Genomic DNA, 14,146 nt, shown 5'->3' with positions numbered 1-14,146 from the left:
AACATTGCCGGCTTCTACGCGGTGTACCACGGCCCGGAAGGCCTGCAACGCATCGCCCAGCGCGTGCACCGGCTGACCTTCATCCTGGCCGCCGGCCTTGAGGCCAAAGGCATCAAGCGGCTCAACCAGCACTTCTTCGACACCCTTACCCTGGATGTTGGCGGGGCGCAGGCGGCCATCATCGAAAGCGCCGAAGCGGCGCACATCAACCTGCGCATTCTAGGGCGCGGGCATTTGGGCGTGAGCCTGGATGAAACGTGCAACGAGCATACGGTGCTGCGCCTGCTCGATATTTTCCTAGGCGTGGATCACGGCCTGGAAATCGCCGCCCTCGACCAGTTGGCCCTGCCTGAAGGCATTCCCGCCAGCCTGGTACGGCGCACCCCCTTGCTTGCCCACCCGGTATTCAACCTGCACCACAGCGAAACCGAGATGTTGCGCTACCTCAAGCAGCTGGAGAACAAGGACCTGGCGCTTAACCAGTCGATGATCCCGCTGGGCTCCTGCACCATGAAACTCAACGCCACCAGCGAGATGATACCCATCACCTGGCCCGGTTTCGCTCACCTGCATCCGTTTGCCCCAGCGTCCCAGGCCAGCGGGTACAAGGCGATGATCGACGAGCTGGAAAGCTGGCTGTGCGCGATCACAGGCTTCGATGCCATCTGCATGCAGCCCAACTCCGGTGCTCAGGGCGAGTACGCCGGCCTGATGGCGATAACCCGCTACCACCGCAGCCGTCACCAGCCGCAGCGCACGTTGTGCCTGATCCCGTCGTCAGCGCACGGTACCAACCCGGCGTCAGCGCAGATGGCTGGCATGGAAGTGGTGATCGTCGATTGCGACAACGATGGCAACGTCGACCTGGCCGACCTCAAGGCCAAAGCCCACGCGGCGGGGGAGCGCCTGTCGTGCCTTATGATCACCTACCCCTCGACCCATGGCGTGTACGAAGAGGGCATACGCGAAATTTGCGAGGTGGTGCACCAGCACGGCGGCCAGGTGTACATGGACGGTGCCAACCTCAATGCCCAGGTGGGCTTGGCGCGCCCGGCGGACATTGGGGCCGATGTTTCGCACATGAACCTGCACAAGACCTTCTGTATCCCCCATGGCGGCGGCGGCCCGGGCATGGGGCCGATTGGTATTCGCGCGCACCTTACGCCGTTCGTCGCCAGCCACCCGGTGGTGCCGGTGCCGGGGGTGGACCCGAACAACAGCGCGGTCAGTGCCGCGCCCTGGGGCAGCGCAAGCATTTTGCCGATCAGCTGGATGTATATCGCCATGATGGGCCCGCAGCTGGCCGATGCCAGCGAGGTAGCGATTCTCTCGGCCAACTACCTGGCCAGCCAGCTGGGAGGTGCTTTCCCGGTGCTCTATCGCGGGCGAAACCAGCGTGTGGCGCATGAGTGCATCCTCGACCTGCGGCCGTTGAAGGCCCTGACCGGCATCAGCGAGGAGGATGTCGCCAAGCGCCTGATGGACTATGGCTTCCATGCGCCGACCATGTCGTTCCCGGTGCCGGGCACGCTGATGGTGGAGCCGACCGAAAGTGAATCGAAGGCCGAGCTGGACCGGTTTGTCGAGGCCATGCTGGCGATTCGGGCGGAAATTGCCGAGGTGCAGGAGGGCAACTGGCCGGCGGAGAACAACCCGCTCAAACATGCGCCGCATACCCTGGCGGATGTACTGGGGGTGTGGGACAGGCCGTATAGCCTGGAGCAGGCAGTGGCACCCAGTGCTCATGCGCGCCAGCATAAGTACTGGCCGGCGGTGAACCGGGTGGACAACGTGTATGGGGACAGGAATTTGTTCTGTGCTTGTGTGCCGGTGGAGGCGTATCGCTGAGTTCGGTGGAGGGTGCGTCGCGGGCGCTTGCCCGCGAAGCAGACGACGCGGTTACTCGGCTACCGCATTCTTCGCCAGGATGGCATTGGCCAGCTCCATGTCGGACGCTTGCATCCCCGGGTTCTCTGCCCGTGCCTGGCGCATGGCCGCTTCCAGGAACGGCCCGCGAATCGCGCCTTCGCTGGCGACGAAGCTGCTGGCGTCATCCTGCGCGGCCACGACCAGCTTGTGGTCGCGCGAGGTCAGGTAGCTCGATGCCGTAGTGGCACCGGAAGTCATCACGTTACGCCAGAAGGTATCGGCCATGGCCGAGCCGATAGGCAGCGAGAGCAAGGCAGCGGCGGCGATGGCGGTTTTGAGACGCATGTTGAAACACCTCGAAGGGTGAGGGTTGAAGATGCGCGGTTGGATCTTTTCGGACGAGGCAAGTTCCTTGAATACAAAGGACTTTTCGTCAGTTACAGACGCGTAGCACTTCCTCCGCACGGGTCTGTCCGCTAGCCACCTTTGCTTCTCCGCAGCGACGCAGGTCAACCAGGCCGTCGGCCAGTGCCTGGCGCCGTAAATGTGCCAGGTCGGCGTGGGGACCGATCAATGCACGCAGGCTTTCGCTGGGCTGCAACAGCTCGAACAAGCCCGTGCGCCCATGAAAACCGGTGCCTCGGCAGGTTTGGCAAGTGGCTGATGAACGTGCCTGGCAGTCCGTGCACACGGTGCGCACCAGGCGTTGGGCCATGACCCCGATCAGCGTCGCCTTGATCAGGTAGTCGGCTACGCCCAGCTCAAGCAAGCGTGTGATTGCTGCGCAAGCATCGTTGGTATGCAGGGTCGACAGCACCAGGTGCCCGGTCAGTGCAGCTTGCACCGCCACCAGGGCGGTTTCGCGGTCACGGATTTCGCCGATCATGATGATATCCGGGTCCTGGCGCAGCATGGCCCGCACGCCGTTGGCAAAACCCAGGTCCAGCGCGGGCTGCACCTGCAGCTGGTTGAAAGCAGGGTCGAGGCGCTCGATGGGGTCTTCGATGGTGCACAGGTTGACCTGCGGCGTGGCCAGCAGCTTGAGGCTGGCGTACAGGGTGCTGGTCTTGCCGGAACCGGTGGGGCCAGTCACCAGGATAATGCCCTGGCGCTGGTGCAGCAGGCCTTGCCACTGGGCCAATTGCTGGCCTTGCAGGCCGAGGTGGTCGAAGCCCTCCTGCAGCTGCTGCGGGTCGAACAGGCGCAGCACCAGTTTTTCGCCAAACGGGGTGGGCAGGGTGGATAGCCGCAGCTCCACTTCACTGCCGTCTGGCAGGCGGCTTTGCAACCTACCGTCCTGCGGCCGGCGCTTTTCTGCCACATCCATGCGGCCCAGGTGTTTCAGGCGGCTGACCAGCGCCAGGGTGACGCTGGCTGGGAAGGCATAGACAGTGTGCAACAGGCCGTCAATGCGGTAACGCAGCTGGCCCTGTTCGCGGCGGGGCTCCAAGTGGACATCGCTGGCGCGCTGTTCAATGGCGTACTGCAGCAGCCAATCGACGATATGCACGATGTGCGCGTCGTCGGCACCGGCCTCGGCCTGGCGCTTGCCCAGTTCCAGCAATTGCTCGAGTTCGCCCAGGCTTGTCGACTGCTGGTACTGCGCGCCTTTTACCGATTGGGCCAGATGCTGAAACGACTGCCCGGACTGGCGGATCTGTAGCGGGCTGGCCAGCACGCGCCGAACCGATCTGCCGAGGCTACGGGCCAGGTCTGCCTGCCAGTCATCCTGATAGGGCTGGGCGCTGGCGACGGTAACGCTGGACGCATCGGCGGCGACGATGAGAATGCCATGGCGCTGGGCGAAGGCAGGGGAGATCAAGCCGGCGACCTGGGGCAGGTCGAGTTGCATGGGGTCGATGCGCAAGTAGGGCTGGCCAACCTTGTTGGCCAGCCATTGGCAGAGGTGGTCCAGGTCCAGGGGTTGGCCGGTGTGGTGGCGGTCTTCCAGGCTGCAAGCAGCGATCTGCTCCAGCGGGTGGCCTGTGGGGTGGGTGGTGGCGTGTTCGAGTACTTGCAAGGTGTCGTTGGCATGCAAGCGCTGGTCGGCGAGCAGAGCTTCGAGCACGCAGTTGAGGTCGAGTGCCGGGCTGTCGGGGGTATGCATGGTGGGCGTCCGTGCCTGATGAGAGCGTGCTGATCAAGGCTAGCCGGGCGGCGCAGAGGCATCGGAGGTGAAAGGTTTCGGGGTTTTGCTGCACAGCCACAGCAGCGCTGTCAGACCGCGGCCAGTTCCACCCGTTGCAGGTTGGTCAGGCTTACTTCGCCAACACACACCAGGTTACGCAGTTTCTGCGCAATCACCTCGGCCCGGTGCCAGCTCAAACCGCCGATGCCGACTTCAATGTTCAGCCAGTCTTCCTGCTGGTTGACCTGTACGCTGTGCGGGGTCAGGAATTGCAGGGCGAACAGGTTTAGCACCCGGCACAGGCTGTCAGGCTCGGCTTCGGCCTGCAGGCGATAGTGCACGGTGCTGTGGGCGTTGTTGGCGGCCCAGGCGTCGGTACGGGGCTGTGCGTTCATGCTGGTCTCCGCAAATGTGGGAGAAATTCTTGCACGTTGGTCGGGGTATTTTTTCGCTATGATTTGATCTTTTCGCGGGCTTTGCGAATTAATCAATTCATAGGTCGCGTATTTGGAGGCATATCAATGCACAGCCAGCTGGACGCCTACGATCGCCGTATTCTCGAACTACTGCAAGAGGACGCTTCACTGTCCAGTGCACAGATCGCCGAGCGCGTGGGGCTTTCGCAATCGCCGTGCTGGCGGCGTATTCAGCGGTTGAAGGAAGAGGGGGTAATTCGCGGGCAGGTAACCTTGCTGGACCGCAAGAAGGTCGGCCTGAACACGCAGATTTTTGCCGAGGTGAAGCTCAATGCTCACGGGCGTTCCAACTTCACCGAGTTCACCGAGGCGATTCGCGGTTTTCCAGAGGTGCTGGAGTGCTATGTGTTGATGGGCGCGGTGGATTTTTTGCTGCGGATAGTCACATCGGACATCGAAGCTTATGAGCGATTCTTCTTCGAAAAGCTGTCGAACGTGCCGGGGATTCAAGAGGTGAATTCGATTGTGGCGCTGTCGGAGATCAAGTCCACCACCAGCCTGCCACTGTCGCGGTGAGGCAGCTTCAAACCTGCTGGCGCGGTCCCTTGTAGGAGCGGCCTTGTGTCGCGATAGGGCCGCAAAGCGGCCCCAGCAATATCAGCTTAATTGCACAAATCCTGGGGGTGCTTCGCACCCCTTTCGCGACACAAGGCCGCTCCTACAAAGGCTGTGTTAGCCTCCAGAGGGGATCAAGCCTTGAGCAGGTGCTTCCAGCCGCGGCTCTGGTCAACAGCCCGAGCCTGCTCGATACGCGCTTCCAGCACTTCATCGCTGATCGGCAGTTCGGCCAGCTCATGCAGCTTCTTCAGGTCGCCATACAGGCGGTCCATTTGCGGTGCTTCCAGCACCTGGCGGGCGTGGTGCAGCCAGGCCAGCAGTTGCTCGATACGTGGCAACTGCTCGGCCAGGTCTTCCGGGCGCTGGGTGTACAGTGGCAGCTTCAACGCTCGGCCTTCCTCGCCCAGCAGGTGCCCCAGCCAGCTGGCCAGCTGCGCCTTGCCCTGGCGCTCGCCACGGCCCTTGCGCTCTGTGGTCCAGGCGCGGGCCAGCAGCCAGCGCGAGGTTTCCAGTGAGAACTGGCCCCAGCGTACGTCTTCCAGCTCTTCGGCGAACTGCTCGGGCGCGGCGCGGCGGATATCTTCGTCATCGTTGCCGGCCTGAACCAGCGGGCGCCAGTCTTCGAGCAGCGCGTCAAGGCTGGCGCGCAGGTCGCGGGTGGTCGCGCGCGGTGCCGCCTGGCCCAGGCTGGCGGTGAGGGCACGCAGTTCACTCAGGCACTCGACCCAGTCCTGCAGCAGGCGCCAGTGGCCGTTGTGGCGGTACTGCTCGGCAAGGCGCTGGCTGCTGCCCAGCAGCTGCCAGGCCAGGGCGGCATAGGCGTCGTCCAAGGCCATTTCGGCTTCCAGCTCGGTATGCGGCAGGCCCAGCTCGTAGCTGTCCGGCTCCAGCAGTCGGTAGCCGCGCTCGGCCTTGCTGATGTCGCAGGGCATCAGTGGCAGGCTGGCGGCGAGTTCGGCGGCCAGTTCCAGCAATGCTTGCGGGTCACCTTCGCGCAGCTCCAGCTCCAGCTCGCAGATCTCTTCCTTGCGCTTGCCGGCGATCACGAAACCCTGGTCCAGCGCCGCCTCGATCACCACCTTGCTCTTGCCACGGCCCCAGGCGATTTCGGCGTATTCACGGCTGAAGTCGGTGGTGAACAGCGGCTTGATGGTTTTCTTGTCCAGGTTGGCCAACTGCTCGGGCCAGCAAGTGGCGTCCAGCTTTTTCAGGTCGAGCTTGACCTTGTCCAGGCTCCATTCGTACTCGTTGCGCTCGGACAGGCCGGCCACGCTGGTACCGCGGCATTTGAGGGTCTGGATGATGGCGTCGCCATCGCGGCGCAGGCGCAGCGCGACACGGGCGGCGGACAACTCACGCTCGGGGGTGTCGAAGTACTGGTTGAGCAGTTCACGGGTCTGCCAGCCGGACTTGTTGCGCTTTTTCAGCAGAGGGTGCTCGCGCAGGGCGGCAAGGGTCTCGCGGCTGGCGCGGAGCTTCAGTTCGGTTTCTTTGTGCATCACAGACTCGAAAGAGGGGGCGTGGTTGGCGGAGAGTCTACAGCAGTCCGCCCTCAACGGTTTATTCCAGACAGCGGATAGTCCTATGATGGGCAACGCTTCCGAGGAGTACGCGCATGCCGTTGCCGACGCTGAAAGACCAGTTCGCCGCCTTGATCGCCGCGCCTTCGGTCAGTTGCACCCAGCCCGCGCTGGACCAGTCCAACCGCCAGGTCATCGACCTGCTGGCGGGCTGGCTGGGCGACTTGGGTTTCAGGTGTGACATCCAACAGGTCAGCCCCGGCAAGTTCAACCTGCTGGCCAGTCGCGGCACCGGCCCGGGAGGCCTGGTGCTGGCCGGGCACAGCGATACTGTTCCGTATGACGAACAGCTGTGGGCCAGCGACCCGCTGAAGCTGACCGAGGCCGATGGCCGTTGGGTTGGCTTGGGCAGCTGCGACATGAAGGGCTTCTTCGCCCTGGTCATCGAAGCGGTCATCCCGCTGCTGGAGCACGACTTCAAGCAGCCGCTGTTGATCCTCGCTACCTGTGACGAAGAAAGCTCCATGTCCGGCGCCCGCGCCCTGGCCGAGGCCGGCCAGCCTCTTGGTCGTGCGGCGGTTATCGGTGAGCCTACCGGGCTGCGGCCGATCCGCATGCACAAGGGCATTCTCATGGACCGCATCGACATCCTTGGGCGCAGCGGCCATTCGTCGGACCCAAGCCTGGGCCGCAGCGCCATGGAAGCCATGCACGCGGTGATGGGCGAGCTGATGGGCCTGCGCCAGCAATGGCAGCAAACCTACCGCAACCCGCAGTTCACCGTGCCGACCCCGACCCTGAACTTTGGTTGCATCCACGGGGGTGACAACCCCAACCGTATCTGCGGCCAATGTGCCCTGGAATTCGACCTGCGGCCGCTGCCGGGCATGGACGTGGAGCAACTGCGCGCGGCCATTCGCGAAAAGCTGGTGCCCGTGGCGGAGCGTCATGATGTACGCATCGACTACGCGCCACTGTTCCCGGAGGTGCCGCCGTTCGAACAGGCCGCCGATGCCGAGCTGGTACACGTCGCGGAACGGCTGACCGGCCACCGCGCCGAAGCGGTGGCGTTCGGCACCGAAGCGCCTTATCTTCAGCAGCTGGGTTGCCAGACCATCGTGCTGGGCCCTGGCGACATCGCCTGTGCCCACCAGCCCGGCGAATACCTTGAAATGTCACGAATCGAGCCTACCGTGCGTCTATTGCGTGACTTGATTCGGCACTATTGCCTGCACTAAACGTCAATCGAACTGATTCGTTCCTGCCTAGAGGAGACCGCGCGTGACCGCAAGCCTGTTCCGACGATGATTCTGAACGCCCCCTGTATCGCCGTTCTCCGTCCACTTATCCACAGGCCCTGTCATGCCCGATTACGTCAACTGGCTGCGTCATGCCTCCCCGTACATCAATGCCCATCGCGACTGCACCTTCGTGGTCATGCTCCCTGGCGATGGGGTGGAGCACCCTAACTTCGGCAATATCGTCCACGACCTGGTACTGCTGCACAGCCTGGGCGTGCGCCTGGTGCTGGTACATGGTTCGCGCCCACAGATCGAAAGCCGCCTGGCCGATCGCGGCCTGACCCCGCACTACCATCGGGGCATGCGCATTACCGATGCCGCCACGCTGGACTGCGTGATCGATGCTGTCGGCGCCCTGCGCCTGGCCATCGAAGCGCGCCTGTCGATGGATATCGCTGCTTCGCCCATGCAGGGCTCGCGCTTGCGCGTGGCATCCGGCAACCTGGTGACCGCACGGCCGATTGGCGTGCTTGAAGGGGTTGATTACCACCACACCGGTGAAGTGCGCCGGGTCGACCGCAAGGGCATCAGCCGTCTGCTCGACGAGCGTTCCATCGTCCTGTTGTCGCCCCTGGGCTACTCGCCTACCGGGGAAATCTTCAACCTGGCCTGCGAAGACGTGGCTACCCGTGCGGCCATCGAGCTGGGCGCCGACAAGTTGCTGTTGTTCGGCGCCGAGCCTGGCCTGCTGGACGCCGACGGTAAACTGGTGCGCGAACTGCGCCCGCAGCAGGTTGCCCCGCATCTGCAGCGCCTGGGCAGCGATTACCAGGGCGAACTGCTGGATGCCGCAGCCGAGGCCTGCAAAGGCGGCGTGGCACGTAGCCATATCGTCAGCTATGCCGAGGATGGTGCGCTGCTGACCGAGCTGTTCACCCGTGGTGGTGGCGGTACGCTGGTGTCGCAGGAGCAGTTCGAAGTGGTGCGCGAGGCGAGCATCGAGGACGTTGGCGGCTTGCTGGAGTTGATCAGCCCGCTGGAAGAACAGGGCATTCTGGTGCGCCGTTCGCGCGAGGTGCTGGAGCGCGAGATCGAACAGTTCAGCGTGGTCGAGCGTGAAGGCATGATCATCGCCTGTGCGGCGCTGTACCCGATTGCCGATTCCGAGGCGGGGGAGCTGGCGTGCCTGGCAGTGAACCCGGAGTACCGCCATGGTGGGCGTGGGGACGAGCTGCTGGAGCGCATCGAGAGCCGGGCGCGGCAGATGGGCTTGAATACCTTGTTTGTGCTCACAACGCGCACTGCGCACTGGTTCCGCGAGCGCGGCTTTGCGCCGAGTGGGGTAGAGCGGCTGCCGGCGGCGCGGGCTTCGCTGTACAACTACCAGCGTAATTCGAAGATTTTCGAGAAGGCCCTGTAAACCTGTGCCGGCCTCTTCGCGGGTGAACCCGCTCTCACAGGATCTTCACCGGACCTGAGGCTGGCGCTATCCCTGTGGGAGCGGGTTTACCCGCGAAGCAGGCGACACGGCCTGGAATGAAAAACGCCGCCCTTGTGGGCGGCGTTTTCGTTTACACGGTATGCAGGTACCAGTTGTACTCGAGGTCGGAGATCGAGTGTTCGAACTCCTCCAGCTCGCTCTCCTTGCACGCGACAAAGATGTCGATGTACTTAGGATCGATGTACTTGTTGAGGATCTCGCTGTCGTCCAACTCGCGCAGGGCATCACGCAGGTTGTTCGGCAGGCTCTGCTCCAGCTGCTCGTACGAGTTGCCTTCGATCGGCGCGCCTGGCTCGATCTTGTTGGTCAGGCCATGGTGCACGCCTGCCAGCACGGCAGCCATCATCAGGTACGGGTTGGCGTCGGCACCGGCCACGCGGTGCTCGAGACGTACAGCGTCCGCCGAGCCGGTTGGCACGCGCAGTGCGACAGTGCGGTTGTCCAGGCCCCAGCTTGGCGCGTTCGGCACGTAGAACTGTGCGCCAAAGCGGCGGTACGAGTTGACGTTCGGGCAAAGGAACGCCATGGACGCGGGCAGGGTCTCGAGCACACCGCCGACAGCATGACGTAGCGCGGCGTTCTGCTCGGGATCCTCGCTGGTGAAGATGTTGTTGCCATCTTTGTCCAGCACGGAAATGTGTACATGCAGGCCGTTGCCTGCCTGGCCCGGGTAGGGCTTGGCCATGAAGGTGGTGTCCATTTCATGGTCGTAGGCGATGTTCTTGATCAACCGCTTGAGCAGTACCGCGTAGTCGCAGGCCTTGAGCGGGTCGGCCACGTGGTGCAGGTTGACTTCGAACTGCGCCGGGGCGCTTTCCTTGACGATGGCGTCGGCTGGGATGCCTTGCTCTTTCGCGCCTTCGAGGATGTCCTGCAGGCAGTCGGCATATTCGTCGAGGTCGTCGATCAGGTACACCTGGGTCGACTGCGGGCGCTTACCCGAAATTGGCGAGCGTGGTGGCTGCGGGCGGCCGTTCACGTTCTCCTGGTCGATCAGGTAGAACTCCAGTTCGAATGCGGCGCAGATAGTCAGGCCCAATTCATCGAACTTGCTCACCACCTGACGCAGCACTTCGCGTGGGTCGGCGAAGAATGGCTCGCCTTCCAGTTCGTGCATGGTCATCAGCAGCTGGGCGGTGGGGCGTTTTTGCCACGGCTCGTTACAGAGCGTGTCGGGGATTGGATAGCAGATGCGGTCAGCATCGCCGATGTCCAGGCCCAGCCCGGTACTTTCGACGGTGGAACCGTTGATGTCCAGGGCGAAGAGGGAGGCCGGCAGGTTGATGCCTTTCTCGTAAACCTTGTGGAGGCTGGTGCGCTCAATGCGCTTGCCACGCACCACACCATTCATATCTGCAATCAGAAGGTCAACGTAGAGAACCTCAGGATGTTCCTTAAGGAACGCGTTCGCTTCGTTAAGCTGAACGGCACGCGGGGGTACCGACATGATGCAACACCTTTGTTGTTAAAAATATCAATCAAGGGGGGCTTGCAGGACCAGTCAATCGAAAAGCCATACTGATGTCAAGCCAACCCCATGATGCCCTGAAATGGCACATCTACGGCAGATTTGCTGCATATCGGGGCAAAGCATTATCCGCTATTTACCGCGTAAAGGGCTATCTCCGGCGCACCGTGTTTTATTTTTTACGGAGGTGTTGTGTAAAAAAATGAACAAGGCTAAGCTCGGTCTCAACCCAGAACACAATAATACGAGGGTCACATGGTCCGCTTGCCGCGACCTGAAAGCACTGCCTGCGCGGTGTCATCAGGCACATCCGTCGTTTTTGCAAGCATCGTCAATGGCGTGGTCGCCCTGGCCGCAATAATTGACGTTTGGTGCTCCCAGGCCCGCCCTCGTAGCGGCTTGCCGCCCTTCGTTTCGTCTTCCTGCCTTTCGAACTCATTACGGACACAGCTGATTTCAGTGTATCCACTGTGGCTCTGCGCGTGGGTTTTTGCTTTAGCAATCTACTCCATCCAGAATCAAGACGTGGACCACCTTACCTCCTGAGGTATTTATGAGTAACAACCTCGACCAGCTCACCGATTGGTTGAAAGAGCACAAGATCACCGAAGTCGAATGCATGATCAGTGACCTGACCGGCATCACGCGCGGCAAGATTTCGCCCACCAACAAATTCATCGCCGAAAAAGGCATGCGCCTGCCCGAGAGCGTGTTGCTGCAGACGGTGACCGGCGACTACGTCGACGACGACATCTATTACGAACTGCTCGACCCGGCCGACATCGACATGATCTGCCGCCCCGACGAAAACGCCGTGTTCCTTGTACCGTGGGCCATCGAGCCAACCGCCCAGGTCATCCACGACACCTACGACAAAAAGGGCAACCCGGTCGAACTGTCGCCGCGCAACGTGCTGAAGAAAGTCCTGCAGCTGTACGCCGACAAGGGCTGGCAGCCGATCGTCGCGCCCGAGATGGAGTTCTACCTGACCAAGCGCAGCGAAGACCCGGACTTCCCGCTGCAGCCCCCGGTAGGCCGCTCCGGCCGCCCAGAGACCGGCCGTCAGTCGTTCTCCATCGAAGCCGCCAACGAATTCGACCCGCTGTTCGAAGACGTCTACGACTGGTGCGAACTGCAGCAGCTGGACCTCGACACGCTGATCCACGAAGACGGCACGGCGCAGATGGAAATCAACTTCCGTCACGGCGACGCCCTGCACCTGGCCGACCAGATTCTGGTGTTCAAGCGCACCATGCGCGAGGCGGCGCTCAAGCACAACGTGGCCGCCACCTTCATGGCCAAGCCGATGACCGGCGAGCCGGGCAGTGCCATGCACCTGCACCAGAGCGTGGTCGATGTGGCTACCGGCAAGAACATCTTCAGCAATGAAGACGGCAGCATGAGCGCGCTATTCCTCAACCACATTGGTGGCCTGCAGAAGTTCATCCCCGAGGCGCTGCCGCTGTTCGCGCCCAACGTCAACTCGTTCCGCCGCTTCCTGCCCGACACCTCGGCGCCGGTGAACGTGGAGTGGGGCGAAGAAAACCGCACGGTCGGCTTGCGCGTACCGGATGCCGGCCCGCAAAGCCGCCGGGTCGAGAACCGCCTGCCGGGCGCCGACGCCAACCCTTACCTGGCCATCGCCGCCAGCTTGCTGTGTGGCTACATCGGTATGGTCGAAGGCATCGAGGCCAGCGCGCCGGTACAGGGCCGTGGTTATGAGCGCCGCAACCTGCGCCTGCCACTGACCATCGAAGATGCCTTGGAACGCATGGAAAACAGCCGTGCGCTGGTGCAATACCTGGGCAAAAAATTCATTACCGGATATGTCGCCACCAAGCGCGCCGAGCACGAAAACTTCAAACGCGTCATCAGTTCGTGGGAGCGTGAGTTCCTGCTGTTCGCTGTCTGATCAACCCTGGTGCCGCAGGAGCGCGGCGGTCGAATTACGGAGAAGCACATGAGCGTCAACAACCCGCAAACCCGTGAATGGCAAACCCTCAGTGGGGAGCATCACCTCGCCCCCTTCAGTGACTACAAGCAACTGAAGGAGAAGGGGCCGCGCATCATCACCAAGGCCCAGGGTGTGCATTTGTGGGACAGCGAGGGCCACAAGATTCTCGACGGCATGGCCGGCCTGTGGTGCGTGGCGGTCGGTTATGGCCGCGAGGAACTGGTACAGGCGGCCGAGAAGCAGATGCGCGAGCTGCCGTACTACAACCTGTTCTTCCAGACCGCTCACCCGCCGGCGCTTGAGCTGGCCAAGGCGATCACCGATGTGGCGCCGCAAGGCATGACCCATGTGTTCTTCACCGGCTCCGGCTCCGAAGGCAACGACACCGTGCTGCGCATGGTGCGCCACTACTGGGCGCTGAAGGGCAAGCCGCACAAGCAGACCATCATCGGCCGTATCAATGGCTACCACGGTTCCACCTTCGCCGGTGCCTGCCTGGGTGGCATGAGCGGCATGCACGAGCAGGGTGGCCTGCCGATTCCCGGCATCGTGCACATCCCGCAGCCGTACTGGTTTGGTGAAGGCGGCGACATGACCCCGGATGCGTTCGGTGTGTGGGCAGCCGAGCAACTGGAAAAGAAAATTCTCGAAGTGGGCGAAGACAACGTCGCCGCCTTCATCGCCGAGCCTATCCAGGGCGCAGGCGGCGTGATCATCCCGCCGGAAACCTACTGGCCGAAGGTGAAGGAGATTCTCGCCAAGTACGACATCCTGTTCGTCGCCGACGAAGTGATTTGCGGTTTTGGCCGTACCGGCGAGTGGTTCGGCTCAGACTACTACGACCTCAAACCCGACCTGATGACCATCGCCAAGGGCCTGACCTCCGGTTACATCCCCATGGGCGGTGTGATCGTGCGTGACACCGTGGCCAAGGTGATCAGCGAAGGCGGCGATTTCAACCACGGCTTCACTTACTCCGGCCACCCGGTGGCGGCCGCGGTGGGCCTGGAAAACCTGCGCATCCTGCGCGATGAGAAAATTGTCGAGAAGGCGCGCACAGAAGCGGCACCGTATTTGCAAAAGCGTTTGCGTGAACTGCAGGACCACCCGCTGGTGGGTGAAGTACGCGGCCTGGGCATGCTCGGTGCGATCGAGCTGGTGAAGGACAAGGCCACCCGCAGCCGTTACGAAGGCAAGGGCGTGGGCATGATCTGCCGCACCTTCTGCTTCGACAACGGCCTGATCATGCGTGCGGTGGGTGACACCATGATCATCGCGCCGCCGCTGGTCATCAGCCACGCGGAGATCGACGAGCTGGTGGAAAAGGCGCGCAAATGCCTCGATTTGACCCTTGAGGCGATCAACTGAGCACCTGCTAGGCTAGCGATGTGACATTAAGTCGTTACAGGGTCCTGCTTTCCTTGATACAGG

11 protein-coding genes are annotated in these 14,146 nt (G+C 62.4%); 6 read left to right on the top strand and 5 right to left on the bottom strand.

Annotated features, from left to right (window positions below; genetic code table 11):
• A partial coding sequence (gene gcvP / locus APH35_RS06795) for an aminomethyl-transferring glycine dehydrogenase (protein WP_082425719.1) occupies positions 1 to 1,848 on the top strand: 1,848 nt, incomplete at its 5' end.
• 51 nt (positions 1,849 to 1,899) lie between these two features.
• Here gcvP and APH35_RS06790 read toward each other — a convergent pair.
• From APH35_RS06790 to APH35_RS06780, 3 genes are all read right to left on the bottom strand, one after another.
• Positions 1,900 to 2,214 (bottom strand): DUF2388 domain-containing protein, encoded by a 315-nt coding sequence (locus APH35_RS06790; protein ID WP_060493205.1) that lies wholly within the window; start codon positions 2,212 to 2,214, stop codon positions 1,900 to 1,902.
• Positions 2,215 to 2,302: 88 nt separating this feature from the next.
• Complete coding sequence (locus APH35_RS06785; protein ID WP_060514453.1) at positions 2,303 to 3,976, bottom strand: GspE/PulE family protein; 1,674 nt, start codon at positions 3,974 to 3,976, stop codon at positions 2,303 to 2,305.
• Between the two features lie 110 nt (positions 3,977 to 4,086).
• Positions 4,087 to 4,392, bottom strand: coding sequence for a hypothetical protein (locus APH35_RS06780; protein WP_012274743.1), 306 nt, complete (start codon positions 4,390 to 4,392; stop codon positions 4,087 to 4,089).
• 126 nt (positions 4,393 to 4,518) lie between these two features.
• Between APH35_RS06780 and APH35_RS06775 the strand changes: the two genes are divergently transcribed.
• Positions 4,519 to 4,989 (top strand): Lrp/AsnC family transcriptional regulator, encoded by a 471-nt coding sequence (locus tag APH35_RS06775; RefSeq protein WP_060514452.1) that lies wholly within the window; start codon positions 4,519 to 4,521, stop codon positions 4,987 to 4,989.
• Positions 4,990 to 5,162: 173 nt separating this feature from the next.
• Here APH35_RS06775 and APH35_RS06770 read toward each other — a convergent pair whose 3' ends face one another.
• The gene (locus APH35_RS06770) at positions 5,163 to 6,530 is read right to left on the bottom strand and encodes a CYTH domain-containing protein (RefSeq protein WP_060514451.1); all 1,368 of its coding nucleotides are present in this window, start codon (positions 6,528 to 6,530) and stop codon (positions 5,163 to 5,165) included.
• Between the two features lie 116 nt (positions 6,531 to 6,646).
• Between APH35_RS06770 and argE the strand changes: the two genes are divergently transcribed.
• Together argE and argA are read left to right on the top strand one after the other, a co-directional pair.
• Positions 6,647 to 7,789 carry an acetylornithine deacetylase gene (argE, locus tag APH35_RS06765; protein ID WP_012274740.1) on the top strand — a complete coding sequence of 381 codons (1,143 nt, stop codon included), beginning with the start codon at positions 6,647 to 6,649 and terminating at the stop codon, positions 7,787 to 7,789.
• Positions 7,790 to 7,913: 124 nt separating this feature from the next.
• Entirely contained in the window at positions 7,914 to 9,212 is a 1,299-nt protein-coding gene (gene argA, locus APH35_RS06760; RefSeq protein ID WP_012274739.1) for an amino-acid N-acetyltransferase, read from the top strand.
• 151 nt (positions 9,213 to 9,363) lie between these two features.
• Here the strand turns inward: argA and APH35_RS06755 are convergent, their stop codons facing one another.
• The gene (locus tag APH35_RS06755; protein ID WP_012274738.1) at positions 9,364 to 10,740 is read right to left on the bottom strand and encodes a glutamine synthetase family protein; all 1,377 of its coding nucleotides are present in this window, start codon (positions 10,738 to 10,740) and stop codon (positions 9,364 to 9,366) included.
• A gap of 574 nt (positions 10,741 to 11,314) precedes the next feature.
• Between APH35_RS06755 and APH35_RS06750 the strand changes: the two genes are divergently transcribed.
• Both APH35_RS06750 and APH35_RS06745 read left to right on the top strand, forming a co-directional pair.
• Complete coding sequence (locus tag APH35_RS06750; protein ID WP_012274737.1) at positions 11,315 to 12,673, top strand: glutamine synthetase family protein; 1,359 nt, start codon at positions 11,315 to 11,317, stop codon at positions 12,671 to 12,673.
• Between the two features lie 48 nt (positions 12,674 to 12,721).
• Positions 12,722 to 14,083, top strand: coding sequence for an aspartate aminotransferase family protein (locus APH35_RS06745; RefSeq protein ID WP_012274736.1), 1,362 nt, complete (start codon positions 12,722 to 12,724; stop codon positions 14,081 to 14,083).
• Positions 14,084 to 14,146 lie beyond the last annotated feature (63 nt).

The organism is Pseudomonas sp. NBRC 111132 (genome assembly GCF_001320565.1).
In the GTDB taxonomy this organism is placed as follows: domain Bacteria; phylum Pseudomonadota; class Gammaproteobacteria; order Pseudomonadales; family Pseudomonadaceae; genus Aquipseudomonas; species Aquipseudomonas putida_P.
Note: the sequence above shows the minus strand (reverse complement) of the source record. Positions and strands in the feature narration are given on the sequence as shown.